The organism is Bacillus sp. FJAT-27001 (genome assembly GCF_019039175.1).
Classification (GTDB): domain Bacteria; phylum Bacillota; class Bacilli; order Bacillales; family Bacillaceae; genus Bacillus; species Bacillus velezensis.
The window spans coordinates 149883-163470 of sequence record NZ_JAHOAA010000001.1 but is presented as its reverse complement, the minus strand read 5'-3'; the positions used below and the strand labels follow the sequence as shown (position 1 = coordinate 163470).

The following is a 13588-nucleotide window of genomic DNA, read 5'->3' as shown; positions in this document are numbered from 1 at the left end:
TAAGATGCTTGCGAAATGGCTGGGCGGAATGTTACTTATCGGGTTGTTAGTATATGCGGGCTGGAACATTTATTCTGTACAAAAAAGTCCGAAAGAAGGGACAGAAGAAGGGATGAAAGCCCCTGACTTTACACTTGATACATTGTCAGGAAAAAGCATCTCCCTTTCTGATTATAAAGGAAAAAAAGTGCTCCTCAATTTCTGGGCGACGTGGTGCAAGCCGTGCCGAATGGAAATGCCCGATATGCAGGAGCTGCAGAAAGAATATCCTGATATTGCGGTAGCAGCCGTTAATTTTACGTCCTCTGAAAAAAATATACAGGCTGTGAAATCATTTGCTGATCATTATCAGCTGACCTTTCCTATTCTGATTGACAAAAGCGGAATTAACGGAGATTTCAACGTGCTTTCTTATCCGACAACATACATATTAGACGAAGAAGGAACCATTCAGCATATTCGCGTAGGCACGATGACAAAAAAAGAAATGAAAGAAAAACTGGATCTCAAATAGAGGTTCAGTTTTTTTATTTGTGGAGGGCTTAGGTTTTGAAAAATTGGAAAAAATGAATGAAAACACGGAGGTGAGAAGATTGAAAAAAATGCGAAAACGTTCTTTTCATGAATTGGTTATGGAAAATAAACGTGAGCTGATGACCAATACGGAATATTTGAATCAGCTTGAAGAAAAGCTGGAGCAGCGGTTCAAACAAAAATAACCTTTAATTTGCAGTCATGTTTGCACCTCCTTTTGCAAAATATACTCTTAAGGAGGGATGAACATGGGCATAAACAAGAAAGACGGCCAGCCGCAATACGCTCCGAGCCACTTAGGGACAAAACCCGTTAAATATAAACGCAACAAAGGGGAAAAGTTTCATGACAAGTCAAACGGACATCCGATTGTCATGCAGACGAAAGGCGAATAACATCATCAAAGGAGAGCAGACATTATGACAAACAATTATCAAAAACCGAATCCGGATGACCGTTCCGATAACGTTGAAAAGCTGCAGGATATGGTGCAGAATACAATTGAAAATATAGAAGAAGCCAAAGAATCAATGGAATTTGCGACAGATGAGGAAAAACAGCGCATTCAAGAGAAGAATGCCAGACGCAATGAAAGCATTGAATCGTTCCGCAGTGAAATCCAGGATGAATCGGCTGCAAGAGAAAACGGCTATCAATCATAATAAAAACCAGGGAAACCTGGTTTTTTTCTCTTTCCGGCTCGTTGTGATAAAATGGGGCTAATCTGATAATAAGGGAGCAGAGAACGTTGCATGTGTCAAAAAAAGAAATAGAAGTGCGTTATGCGGAAACAGATCAAATGGGCATCGTCTATCATGCCAATTACTTAGTCTGGATGGAGGTCGGCAGAACGGCGCTGATTAAGGAACTCGGATTCCTTTACAAGGATATGGAAGACAGAGGAGTGCTGTCCCCTGTATTGGATATCAGCATTTCTTATAAAAAGCCGCTCCGCTACGGAGAAACGGCTGTCGTACATACTTGGATTGAAGAATATAACGGATTTAAAACCGTTTACGGCTACCACATCTATAATCCGGATCAAGAACTTGCCATCAAAGCGACATCCTCTCATATATGCGTTGATAAAGAGAGCTTCAAACCGATTCAGTTTCGCAAGGCTTTTCCTGATTGGCATGCCGCTTACGAAAAGGCAAAAAAATAAGGAGCGGCTGCAGTTATGGCATTTGGAATTACGCGTAAGGAACTGGAAAGATGGAAGCGGGATGTATCGGAAGGGAAAATCGCTTTTTTAACGCATTACTGGCTGGACGACCGCTTTCCGGAGGCTAAGACCGTGACGAAGGCCGGTTCAAGCGATCTCAATAAACTGATCAGATGGGGAGCGGAGTACGGGCTGAAGCCGGAGTGGATTCACCATAAAAATGAATTTCCCCACTTTGACCTGCTCGGTGATACGCAAAGAAGCATATTAGAAAAAGAACATCTCACTGATCATCTCAAAAGGTTCAGGCTGTAAAAAAAAAGAACGCATCCGCTGCGTTCTTTTTTTCTTACACGTAATCAAATACCGGCTCTTCTGCCTGATCTGAATATGTGACTGACAAATCGTGATTATCAAAGTACCATAAGTCGCTTTCTTCAATAAAAAAGGTAATGCCTTCAACTTCCGTGCTGGTGCCGATGTTCATCGGCCGGTCTTTTAAAATGCCGAGAGAAAAGCCTTTCTGAACGTTGCTGCATCCCCCGTAACGGACAAAGAAACGGACATGGTCGCCTGTTTCCAGATCGAGCTCTTCTTTGTACCAATCCAGCGCGCCTTTCGTTACTTTCATGTTCATCCGGAACACTCCCTTTTTGTTTCTCATATAAAGAAATTATCTCTATTATAAACGCATATGGCATTTTGATGTCAAAATTGAAGTTTCATCAAAACCATTTGATCTTCGGTTCTGTTTTGTTTATAATCCGTTTGATGTTTGCCCTGTGTCTGTAGATAACAAACGCGGTCAAGAGCGTCACTACGACTAATAAATAAGGGTCTTTTACAAACAGACAGTAAATAATCGTATAAATCCCTGTTAACATTGAAGACAGAGAAACAAATTTCGTAAGGAATAAAAATACGAAAAATACTGCAACCATCGTAACGAATAACAGCGGAGCATAAAACAGCAGGACGCCCCCTGATGTGGCTACGGCTTTGCCTCCCTTAAACTTTGCGAACACGGGGAATACATGGCCGATTACTGCTGCCACCCCTGCGAGAAGAGGATGAATGGGGACGTGCAGTAAATATGGGAGCGCCGCGGCCAAGGTGCCTTTTAAAATATCGGCTGCGATGACAACAGATCCCGCTTTAACGCCAAGCGTGCGAAAAGCATTTGTAGCGCCCAAATTGCCGCTTCCGTGTTCTCTAATATCGATCCCTTTCGCAAGTTTGCCTACGATTAAACCTGACGGGATGCTGCCTATTACATAGGCCAAAATAATCAATAAAGCAATCAACATCTACATTTCTCCTTTTCAATGTCCCTTCACTCTATTTTAACACGAGTTGTTACCGTCTGATGACAAGTTTTTTGAGAATTAAGCTGACAAAGCGCTTTTTTTGATTCCGGCGAAGCGGTCATGTACAATATATCAAAAGGAGATGGTAAAGATGCAAAATCCTTCAAAATCAGAGATTAAAGAAATTCTGGATCGGAGCAAACGGATCGCAGTCGTCGGGCTGTCAGACCGTCCCGACCGGACTTCTTACATGGTTTCCAAAGCGATGCAGGATGAAGGGTATGAAATTATTCCCGTCAATCCAACGATTGATGAGGCGCTTGGCGTTAAAGCCGTCGCTTCATTAAAAGACGTGGAGGGACCGATTGATATCGTGAATGTGTTCAGACGCTCTGAGCAGCTTCCCGGCGTCGCTGAAGAATTTTTACAGACGGACGCTCCCGTTTTTTGGGCGCAGCAGGGCCTTGCAAATGAAGAAGCGTATCGCATGATTACAGACAAAGGACGGACGGCTGTTATGGATTTATGTATAAAAGTCGCCCGCGCTGTTATAAAATAGGAACAAAAAAAGCAAAAATCCTTGGCAAATCAGGGGTTTTTGCTTTTTTATTGAAAGAATACTCTTTGCGTATGATGATGAAACAGATACAATAAAGCATGAACAGCTTTTTTAGAAACCCCTTTATACAGGGGTTTACAGTCTGTTTGCGATGGCCGGCATAAAGCTATATAATAGAAAGCGAACTCATGTTCTTATTCGCTGAAAAGGGCACCAGAAAGATGAAAAGCCGTTCGAATGTATGTCTTGCGGCCTAAAAAACGAGCCATTCGCTTAAATATGTTGCGAAATCAAGCATATTGGTTATAATTGTGAGTCCGAGGAGAATTGGACCGAAGCTTGCGCATACTGAAAAACAAAGACATGAAAACATTTAAAAAAGAAAATGATTAAGAGCAGGTTTTTTGAAAGGGGTTTGTACGTTTGGCTAGAAAACAGCAATTTGATTACAACGAAGATGCCATACAGGTGCTTGAAGGCCTGGAAGCCGTCAGAAAACGACCGGGAATGTACATCGGTTCGACGGACACACGCGGCCTGCACCATCTGGTATATGAGATCGTCGACAATTCCGTCGATGAAGTTCTTGCCGGCTACGGAGATCATATTATCGTAACGATACATAAGGACAACAGCATCTCCGTACAGGACAGAGGACGCGGAATGCCGACCGGGATGCATAAGCTCGGAAAGCCGACGCCGGAAGTTATTTTCACCGTGCTGCATGCCGGGGGGAAATTCGGACAGGGCGGCTATAAAACAAGCGGCGGTCTGCATGGTGTCGGCGCATCTGTCGTAAACGCATTATCGGAGTGGCTGACGGTTACTATTGAGCGTGACGGATATGTGTATAAACAGCGGTTTGAAAACGGCGGCAAGCCCGTGACTTCACTTGAAAAAATCGGAACGACCAAAAAAACGGGAACGCTTACCCATTTTAAACCTGATCCGTCAATGTTCAGCGCAACGGTTTATAATTTTGACACACTGTCAGAACGTCTGCGCGAATCGGCTTTCTTGTTAAAAGGTTTGAAAATAGAATTAATTGATGAACGGAACGGAGTAAAAGAAGTATTTTATTATGAGAACGGAATTGAAGCATTTGTCGCTTATCTAAACGAGGAAAAAGACGCTTTATGCGAAGTGGTTTCCTTTGAAGGCGAGCATCATGACATTGAAGTCGATTTCGCGTTTCAGTTTAATGACGGGTATTCAGAAAATATGCTGTCATTCGTTAATAACGTCAGAACAAAGGACGGCGGCACCCACGAATCAGGAGCCAAAACGGCAATGACAAGAGCGTTTAACGAGTACGCGCGAAAGGTCGCCCTTTTAAAAGAGAAAGACAAGAACCTTGAAGGCGCCGATATCAGGGAAGGTTTGTCCGCAATCATTTCCGTGCGTATCCCGGAGGAACTGCTGCAATTTGAAGGCCAGACGAAAGGGAAGCTTGGCACAAGTGAGGCGAGATCCGCCGCGGATGCCGTCATTTCCGAGAATCTTGCTTATTTCCTGGAAGAAAACCGCGATACAGCAACCCTGCTTGTCAAAAAAGCGATTAAAGCAAGCCAGGCCCGTGAAGCGGCCCGTAAAGCGAGAGAAGAAGCGAGAAGCGGCAAAAAGCGCAAAAAATCAGAAGCGACGCTGAGCGGAAAACTCACACCGGCCGGTTCCAGAAATCCGGCGAAGAATGAATTGTATCTGGTGGAGGGAGACTCTGCGGGAGGTTCTGCAAAACAGGGAAGAGACCGGAAATTCCAAGCCGTGCTGCCCCTTCGCGGAAAGGTCATCAACACAGAGAAAGCAAAGCTTGCAGACATCTTCAAAAATGAAGAAATCAATACGATTATTCATGCGATCGGAGGCGGTGTCGGCGCAGATTTTGAGATAGACGACATCAATTATGACAAGATCATCATCATGACGGACGCGGATACCGACGGCGCGCACATTCAAGTCTTGCTGTTAACGTTTTTCTACCGCTATATGAAACCTTTAATCGAGCACGGAAAAGTCTTCATCGCCCTTCCGCCTCTTTACAAAGTGAGCAAAGGAAGCGGTAAGAAAGAGATTATTGAATATGCTTGGTCCGACGAAGAAATGGACGGCGTTTTAAAGAAAGTCGGCAAAGGGTATACCATCCAGCGCTATAAAGGGTTGGGAGAAATGAACGCAGACCAGCTCTGGGAAACGACGATGAATCCCGAATCGCGAACGCTCGTCAGAGTCAAGATCGACGATGCGGCACGGGTAGAACGCCGTGTAACGACATTAATGGGAGACAAAGTAGAACCGAGAAGAAAATGGATTGAAAAAAATGTTGCCTTCGGATTAGATGAGGAAAGCAATATTTTAGAAAATGAAAACTTGTCGGTCGCTGAGGAGGTTTAATAGTGGCACAGCCAGAATTATTTCATGATTTACCGTTAGAAGAAGTAATCGGCGACCGTTTCGGACGCTACAGTAAATACATTATTCAAGACAGGGCGCTGCCCGACGCTCGTGACGGTTTAAAGCCGGTGCAGCGGAGAATTTTATACGCCATGCACGCGGACGGAAATACATTCGATAAAAATTTCCGTAAAGCGGCGAAAACGGTCGGAAACGTTATCGGTAATTATCATCCGCACGGTGACAGCTCTGTTTATGAAGCGATGGTGCGGATGAGCCAGGATTGGAAAGTGCGGAATGTGCTGATTGAGATGCACGGCAACAATGGAAGCATTGACGGTGATCCGCCGGCTGCCATGCGTTATACGGAAGCGAGATTGTCTTCTATCGCGTCAGAGCTTTTGCGTGACATCGATAAAAATACGGTTGAATTCGTTCCGAACTTTGATGACACTAGTAAAGAACCGGTTGTTTTGCCCGCCATGTTCCCTAACTTGCTTGTCAACGGATCAACCGGAATTTCAGCGGGCTATGCGACTGATATTCCCCCTCATCATCTGGGTGAGGTCATTGATGCCGTCATTAAACGGATTGAATCTCCGGATTGCACCGTCGATGACTTGATGCAGGTGATTAAAGGGCCTGACTTTCCGACAGGAGGCATTATTCAAGGAGTCGACGGCATTCGGAAGGCTTATGAAACCGGGAAAGGCAAAATTATTATCCGCGGCAAGGCTGAAGTGGAATCCGTAAGAGGCGGACGGGAGCAGATCGTCATTACAGAAATTCCGTTTGAAGTAAACAAAGCCAATCTCGTAAAGAAAATGGACGAATACCGCATAGACAAAAAAGTCGAAGGCATTTCTGAAGTCCGGGATGAAACTGACCGCACGGGGCTTCGGGTGGTCGTTGAGTTAAAGAAAGAAGCCGATGCAAAAGGCATTTTGAATTTCTTATATAAAAACACTGATCTGCAGACAACATATAACTTTAATATGGTCGCCATACATAACCGCCGGCCGATGCTGATGAGTCTTACGGCCATCCTGGATGCGTATATTTCCCATCAGAAGGAAGTGGTGACAAACCGCTCCGTCTTTGAATTGCAAAAAGCAAAAGAGCGGCACCACATCGTTGAAGGACTGATGAAGGCACTGTCTGTGTTAGATGAGGTCATAGCCGTCATCCGGGCCAGCAGCGACAAGAAAGATGCGAAACAAAACGTAATGTCTAAATTCGCATTTACGGAGCCGCAGGCCGAAGCGATCGTATCCTTGCAGCTGTATCGTCTGACAAACACGGATATTACGGCGCTAAAAGAGGAAGCGGAAGAGCTCAGCAAGAAAATTCAGGAGCTCGAAGCCATTTTAAGTCATGATAAAAAGCTGTTAAAAGTCATTACAAGCAGCCTGAAAAAATTGAAAAAGACCTATGCTGACAGCAGACGGTCTGTCATTGAAGAAAAGATTGAGGAAATTAAAATCAATCTTGAAGTCATGGTAGCCTCTGAGGACGTATATGTGACAGTCACAAAAGACGGCTATGTAAAACGAACAAGTCAGCGGTCATTTGCCGCTTCTAACGGCCAGGATTTCGGTATGAAGGATACTGACAGGCTGATTCACCAATTTGAAATGAATACAACGGATGTTCTCCTGCTCTTTACCAATAAGGGAAGCTATGTTTATTGTCCGGTTCACCAGCTTCCCGATATCAGGTGGAAAGACATGGGGCAGCACGTAACGAACATCATCACGATTGACCGTGATGAAACCATCGTGAAAGCTATACCGGTAAAAGAATTTGATCCATCTTCATATTTATTGTTTATGACGAAAAACGGCATGGTGAAGAGAACTGAAATGACGCATTACAAAGCGCAGCGTTACTCGAAAGCGCTTGTTGCCCTTAACCTTAAAGGGGACGACGAGCTGATTGATGTTCATGTCACAGACGGCGGCAGCCAGCTGTTTATCGCCACCCGCCTCGGGTACGGTTTATGGTTCGGTGAAGATGAAGTAAATGTAGTCGGTGCCCGTGCGGCCGGCGTAAAGGGCATAAATGTAAAAGACGGTGATACCGTCGTATCAGGACAAATCCTGCATGAGACAGATTCGCTTGTCCTTGTCACACAGCGGGGAGCAATCAAGCGGATGAACCTATCTGAATTCGAAAAAACATCCAGGGCGAAGCGCGGTGTCATCATGCTGCGTGAGCTTAAAAAGAACCCGCATCGCGCAGTCGGCGTATTCGCGTGCGCTTTAGCCGACATGATCGCTGCGGAAACAGAAAAAGGCGAGAGAATCGAAATCGCCGTGAAGTCCTTGCGGGCGAATGACCGATACAGCAACGGTTCCTTCTTTACCGATGAAGATGAGACAGGGCCGGTAACAGATGTATGGCGTATCCCCGCGTCTGATGTTTAAGAGTAAAAATAAAATAAAAAAACCTCCGCTCATTGAGCGGAGGTTTTACTATTTAGCTTTCATGGTTGCCGAATAAGTCAGTGATAGCGTGAATGACTTCGATTCCCTGCCATACAAATAAATTCAATGCAGTGAATGAAAACAACCCTAAAATCACCATTCGTAAGATAAACAACATGTTTAACAACCTCCTCATTTTATGTTACATAGATAGGCGATGTTGAACATGAAGCTCATCGAAATACGAGGACTGATAAAATTTAGCGATTAAAAAGCTTTTCTTTCGCTGTCTTCCCCGGGAAGCGGGGCGTCTCCTGTCTGATATCACGATCAGTGAGACAGAAGCGGCAAAAAGCGCCGTCAAGATATATGAGCCCGTCAGCGATTTTTTCTCATCATCAGCATTTTGGCCGGCCTTCATTTCGTGCATTTCCTGCTGGTCGGCTACCGCTTTAAAATGATGAGCAGTATCGAACGCATGGGGAATGGAGAGCAAATGAAAGCTTGCAATCGCTAAAAATAAAATAGAAGCTTTTAAAAACAAGATTTTTTTCAAATGTTCTCCCCCCTTCATAAGTCTGAATATTTTTATTATAATACCCTAATTTAAATGTAAAGTAAACATATTTATTAAATTTAAAAAATTATTATCCTGGTTAAGTATATACCATTCCATCCATCTTTTCATCTCTTTCTTCTTAAAGACCTATTTGTTATGATATGCACGCATTCCTTATGACGTGACAACATTTTTCGGGCTGTAAGATAAAAAACGGGGCATGACAGCAAAAGACGTGATGTAGAAACCGAAACATTTTCTTAAAAAAACTTCTCAACCACTGTTGTTGTGATATAATAATACTCGTTGTGTTAAAAGATCTAACATATGCAGCAAAAATGACAGTAAAAGATATGTAAAAGGGAGGTTAAACATGGAGGCTTTCATCAGTGAAATCATAAATGTTCCAAATGATTTTATTTGGAAGTATCTTGTTTATATTTTAGTCGGGATCGGATTGTACTTTACGTTCCGTTTTCGCTTTATTCAATTCCAATACTTTATTGAAATGTTCAGAATCGTCGGGGAGAAGCCGCAAGGGAATAAAGGAGTGTCTTCAATGCAGGCATTCTTTATCTCAGCCGCTTCTCGTGTCGGAACCGGAAACTTGACCGGCGTCGCGCTGGCGATTGCAACAGGCGGTCCCGGCGCAGTATTTTGGATGTGGATCGTAGCGATTGTCGGTATGGCTTCCAGCTTTGTGGAAAGCACCTTGGCGCAGCTGTATAAAGTGCGTTCCGGTGACGAATTCCGCGGCGGTCCGGCATATTACATGGCTAAGGGACTGGGCGCCCGCTGGCTCGGTATTTTATTCGCCGTATTGATTACCGTTTCTTTCGGACTTATCTTTAACGCCGTGCAGTCAAATACGATTTCTGTGGCGTTTGACGAAGCATTCCATGTGAATAAAACAGTTATCGCAATCATTTTAGCTGTATTAACGGCTTTCATTATATTCGGCGGTCTGAAACGTGTTGTTTCCGTTTCGCAATTAATCGTTCCGGTCATGGCGGGTATGTATATTCTGATCGCGCTGTATGTCGTGATTGTAAATATTACAGCGGTACCTGAGCTGTTTGTTACGATTGTGAAAAATGCGTTCGGTCTTGAACAGATCGTCGGCGGAAGCTTAGGAAGCATCATTATTATCGGTGCGCAGCGCGGCCTGTTTTCAAACGAAGCGGGTATGGGAAGCGCGCCGAATGCCGCAGCGGCTGCACATGTGTCGCATCCGGCTAAGCAGGGATTAATTCAGACGCTCGGCGTGTTTTTTGATACATTTATTGTTTGTACATCGACTGCCTTTATCATTTTATTGTACAGCTTTACGCCTAAAGGCGACGGCATCCAAGTGACACAAGCCGCATTGCAGCACCACCTCGGCGGCTGGGCCCCGACATTTATTGCGATTGCGATGTTTTTATTCGCATTCAGCTCTGTGGTCGGCAACTATTACTATGGTGAAACGAATATTGAATTTATTAAAACAAGCAAAACATGGCTTAATATTTACCGCGTATTCGTCGTAGTGATGGTGGTATACGGATGTTTGGCTGACTTCCAGATCGTCTGGGACATGGCAAACTTGTTTATGGGACTCTTGGCTCTCATTAACTTAGTGGCAATTTTACTGCTGAGTAATGTAGCCTACAAGATCTATAAGGATTATGCCGCTCAGCGCAAAAAAGGTCTTGATCCCGTATTCAAAGCCGAGAATACCCCGGAGCTCAAGCATATTGAAACATGGGCGGAAGAAGAAGGTACAAGCCCCGAACGTAAGACTGCTAACTGAGGAAACATGCATACAATTTTCAAAAAACCTCTTACATTTTGTTGTGAGGGGTTTTTTTATGTGAAAAACCGGGTTTTTTTACCGAAAACAGTTTTTTGAATTTATTGTATTTTTCTCTTGCGTGTGTAAGGGTTTTCATATAAAGTTTTACTAAACCGGTTTACCAAACCGATTTAGTCTTAAAAGAAAGGAGTATTGATGTGGCTTCTGATTATGGCATTTTTACGATCGGTGATGCGATGATCACCTTAAATCCCGCAAGCACAGGACCTTTGCGTTTTGTTACCCATTTTGAACGAAAAGCAGGAGGAGCTGAACTGAATTTTGCGATTGCATGCGCCAGATTGAATCTGCACTCAAAGTGGGTCAGCAGACTGGGGAAGGATGAGTTCGGCAGAGTGATTTATCAGTTTGCCAAAGGAGAAGGAATTGATGTGACTGACGTCTCCTATGTTGAAGGCTTTCCTACATCTTTAAATGTCAAAGAGATCAGAAATGACGGTTCAGGCAAGACGTTTTATTATCGTTTCAATTCACCAATTCTGACTCTTGCACCGGAAGATATAACAGAGAATATGTTTGCCGGCATTCACATTGTTCATCTTACCGGTGTGTTCCTCGCGCTTGATAAGAAAAATGTTGAAATTGCTGAAAGGGTGCTTTCCATCGCCAAAGCAAGAGGGATTCCCGTATCTTTTGATCCGAATATCAGGCTGAAGCTGTGGACGATCGAGGAGGCGCGTGCGGCATTTCATCAAATCTTTCCGCATACTGATATTCTTCTGGCGGGCCGGGACGAAATGAAACAGCTGACAGGTATAGGGGAAAATGAAGCATTAGCCCGGTTTGCAGAGACCTATTCAATCAGTCAGCTTGTCATAAAAGACGGTGAAGCAGGTTCTGCGCTGTATCATGATCATAAGTGGATTCACAAAGAGGCTTTCCCGGTTGCGCCTGTTGACACGGTAGGAGCGGGTGACGGCTTTAATGCCGGCTACCTGTACAGTTATCTGCATGGTTTTGAACCGGAAAAACGTCTGGAGTTTGCCAATGCGGTCGGTGCGCTCGTCACTACAGTTTCCGGTGACAATGAAGGGCTTCCCTATCTAGAAGAGGTTCTGTCATTTATAAACAAAGAGACTGTGATTGAACGGTAGCAAGCACAACTTAAAAAGCGGGTGGGAAAATGAAAGCGGTTCTAGTACGGAAAGCATTTGATCTGGTGGTGACGGAATGTGAGAAACCGTCTGTTGTCCACGCGGATGATGTTCTTGTCAAGGTGAAGCGGGTCGGAATTTGCGGATCAGATTTGCATATTTATCATGGGACAAATCCGTTAGCGTCCCTGCCGAGAGTAATCGGACATGAAGTTACAGGGGAAGTCGCAAATACCGGTTCTCATGTCCGGCGTTTCAAGCCGGGTGACCGCGTAGTGGTTGAACCGATATCTTATTGCGGAACATGCTATGCCTGCCGGAAAGGACGTCCGAACGTCTGCAAAGCGCTTTCGGTGTTCGGCGTTCATGAAGATGGCGGGATGCGGGAATATATCGTGGTTCCGGAAAAGCAGCTGCATGCCGTTTCCCCCGATCTGGCCTGGGAGGAAGCGGTCATGGCAGAACCATATACGATCGGCGCCCAGGCCGTTTGGAGAGGCCGTGTCGAGAAGGAAGATACCGTTTTGATTCAGGGAGCGGGACCGATCGGAATCTGCATATTAAAAATGGCAAAGTTCAAAGGCGCTACTGTCATGATAACCGACTTGAATGATGAACGCTTGGCATTCGCTGAAAAAAACGGTGCGGACGTTACCGTCAACGCGCAAAAAGAAGATCCCGTTTTGCGGGTGAACGAATGGACAAAAAAAGAAGGCGCCAATGTCGTCATTGATGCCGTCTGTCTCCCCTCAACGTTTGAAACGTCCATTGACGCGGTGTCTCCGGCCGGTCATGTGGTTGTGCTTGGTTTTGATGAGAGGACTGCCGGCATTTCTCAGCTTCCGATCACAAAAAAGGAAGTCACGATAACCGGTTCAAGATTGCAGACGAATCAGTTTCCGTACATTACAGACTTACTGAATAAAGGCCTGTTAACGCACGGCGGTCTTATTACACATACATTTTCAGCAGATGACGTCCATCAAGCATTTCAGTTGATCGAACAGCACCCGGACAAGGTGGGAAAAGCAATCATTACGTTTGATTAAAGGAGGAGCGAGAATGCTGCCTAAGTACGCCATTTACGAAAAACTTCTGCATGCACAAGTGGTGGCTGTCATAAGGGGACAAAACAGCCAAGAGGCGCTTGAAGTTTCAAAAGCGGCCATTTCAGGAGGTATCAGCGCCATTGAGCTTACATACACAACTCCTGAAGTGGAAGATGTCTTTAAGGAACTCCGGCATCAAGATATTCTTCTTGGAGCCGGTTCTGTAATGGATACAGAAACGGCGAGACACGCCATTTTATCAGGCGCCTCATTTATCGTCAGCTCTCATTTTGTAAAAGAGATAGCATCTCTATGCAACCAGTACAGCGTACCGTATCTTCCGGGATGCATGAGTGTGTCTGATATGGCTTTGGCCCTTGAAGCCGGATGTGATGTGGTAAAGCTGTTCCCCGCTAATTCGTTTGAACCTTCATTTATCAAGTCGGTCAACGGTCCTCTGCCGAATGTCCGCATTATGCCGACCGGGGGTATCTCATTAAACAGCATGAATGACTGGCTCTCTGCCGGAGCGGTCGCGGTCGGTGTGGGAAGCGACTTGACAAAAGCATATCAAAAGGGCGGCTATGAAGCTGCCGTATCCCTCAGCAAAGAATACGTCTGCCGAAAAAACGAATATACGGGGGTATAA

The 13588-nt window shown here is 44.8% G+C and carries 17 protein-coding genes; 13 read left to right on the top strand and 4 right to left on the bottom strand.

Annotated features, from left to right (window positions below):
* Window positions 1–4: 4 nt before the first annotated feature.
* The 6 genes from BGM27_RS00455 (at window position 5) to BGM27_RS00430 (ending at window position 2014) form a co-directional block, all read left to right on the top strand.
* A complete protein-coding gene (locus BGM27_RS00455) occupies window positions 5–514 on the top strand; it encodes a TlpA family protein disulfide reductase (protein ID WP_007410322.1) in 510 nt (169 codons plus the stop codon).
* A 79-nt stretch (window positions 515–593) separates the two neighbouring features.
* Window positions 594–719 (top strand): FbpB family small basic protein, encoded by a 126-nt coding sequence (locus BGM27_RS00450; RefSeq protein ID WP_012117651.1) that lies wholly within the window; start codon window positions 594–596, stop codon window positions 717–719.
* A 63-nt stretch (window positions 720–782) separates the two neighbouring features.
* On the top strand, window positions 783–929 hold the full coding sequence (locus BGM27_RS00445; protein WP_003153977.1) for an acid-soluble spore protein N: 147 nt from the start codon (window positions 783–785) through the stop codon (window positions 927–929).
* 24 nt (window positions 930–953) lie between these two features.
* Window positions 954–1196, top strand: coding sequence for a small acid-soluble spore protein Tlp (gene tlp, locus BGM27_RS00440; RefSeq protein ID WP_007410320.1), 243 nt, complete (start codon window positions 954–956; stop codon window positions 1194–1196).
* An 86-nt stretch (window positions 1197–1282) separates the two neighbouring features.
* Window positions 1283–1699, top strand: coding sequence for a YbgC/FadM family acyl-CoA thioesterase (locus BGM27_RS00435; RefSeq protein WP_003153973.1), 417 nt, complete (start codon window positions 1283–1285; stop codon window positions 1697–1699).
* A gap of 15 nt (window positions 1700–1714) precedes the next feature.
* Window positions 1715–2014: a hypothetical protein gene (locus BGM27_RS00430; RefSeq protein WP_007410319.1), complete on the top strand. Its 300-nt coding sequence runs from the start codon at window positions 1715–1717 to the stop codon at window positions 2012–2014.
* Between the two features lie 34 nt (window positions 2015–2048).
* On the opposite strand, the gene BGM27_RS00425 is transcribed toward BGM27_RS00430, so the two are convergent.
* Window positions 2049–2336 (bottom strand): HesB/YadR/YfhF family protein, encoded by a 288-nt coding sequence (locus BGM27_RS00425; protein WP_007410318.1) that lies wholly within the window; start codon window positions 2334–2336, stop codon window positions 2049–2051.
* Window positions 2337–2424: 88 nt separating this feature from the next.
* Window positions 2425–3006, bottom strand: a complete 582-nt coding sequence (gene plsY, locus BGM27_RS00420; protein WP_007410317.1) for a glycerol-3-phosphate 1-O-acyltransferase PlsY — start codon at window positions 3004–3006, stop codon at window positions 2425–2427.
* 151 nt (window positions 3007–3157) lie between these two features.
* Here plsY and BGM27_RS00415 point away from each other — a divergent pair, with 151 nt between their 5' ends.
* From BGM27_RS00415 to parC, 3 genes are all read left to right on the top strand, one after another.
* Window positions 3158–3565: a CoA-binding protein gene (locus BGM27_RS00415; protein ID WP_007410316.1), complete on the top strand. Its 408-nt coding sequence runs from the start codon at window positions 3158–3160 to the stop codon at window positions 3563–3565.
* Window positions 3566–3988: 423 nt separating this feature from the next.
* Window positions 3989–5956: a DNA topoisomerase IV subunit B gene (parE, locus tag BGM27_RS00410; protein ID WP_007410315.1), complete on the top strand. Its 1968-nt coding sequence runs from the start codon at window positions 3989–3991 to the stop codon at window positions 5954–5956.
* A gap of 2 nt (window positions 5957–5958) precedes the next feature.
* Window positions 5959–8382: a DNA topoisomerase IV subunit A gene (parC, locus tag BGM27_RS00405; protein ID WP_007410314.1), complete on the top strand. Its 2424-nt coding sequence runs from the start codon at window positions 5959–5961 to the stop codon at window positions 8380–8382.
* A gap of 52 nt (window positions 8383–8434) precedes the next feature.
* On the opposite strand, the gene BGM27_RS20700 is transcribed toward parC, so the two are convergent.
* Both BGM27_RS20700 and BGM27_RS00400 read right to left on the bottom strand, forming a co-directional pair.
* Window positions 8435–8560, bottom strand: coding sequence for a hypothetical protein (locus tag BGM27_RS20700; RefSeq protein WP_007410313.1), 126 nt, complete (start codon window positions 8558–8560; stop codon window positions 8435–8437).
* A 24-nt stretch (window positions 8561–8584) separates the two neighbouring features.
* Window positions 8585–8938 (bottom strand): hypothetical protein, encoded by a 354-nt coding sequence (locus tag BGM27_RS00400; RefSeq protein ID WP_007410312.1) that lies wholly within the window; start codon window positions 8936–8938, stop codon window positions 8585–8587.
* 376 nt (window positions 8939–9314) lie between these two features.
* Between BGM27_RS00400 and BGM27_RS00395 the strand changes: the two genes are divergently transcribed.
* From BGM27_RS00395 to BGM27_RS00380, 4 genes are all read left to right on the top strand, one after another.
* The gene (locus BGM27_RS00395) at window positions 9315–10733 is read left to right on the top strand and encodes an alanine/glycine:cation symporter family protein (protein WP_007410311.1); all 1419 of its coding nucleotides are present in this window, start codon (window positions 9315–9317) and stop codon (window positions 10731–10733) included.
* A 200-nt stretch (window positions 10734–10933) separates the two neighbouring features.
* The gene (locus BGM27_RS00390; protein ID WP_007410162.1) at window positions 10934–11890 is read left to right on the top strand and encodes a sugar kinase; all 957 of its coding nucleotides are present in this window, start codon (window positions 10934–10936) and stop codon (window positions 11888–11890) included.
* Window positions 11891–11919: 29 nt separating this feature from the next.
* Window positions 11920–12939, top strand: a complete 1020-nt coding sequence (locus BGM27_RS00385; RefSeq protein ID WP_007410161.1) for a zinc-binding alcohol dehydrogenase family protein — start codon at window positions 11920–11922, stop codon at window positions 12937–12939.
* A 13-nt stretch (window positions 12940–12952) separates the two neighbouring features.
* Window positions 12953–13588 (top strand): bifunctional 2-keto-4-hydroxyglutarate aldolase/2-keto-3-deoxy-6-phosphogluconate aldolase, encoded by a 636-nt coding sequence (locus BGM27_RS00380; RefSeq protein WP_007410160.1) that lies wholly within the window; start codon window positions 12953–12955, stop codon window positions 13586–13588.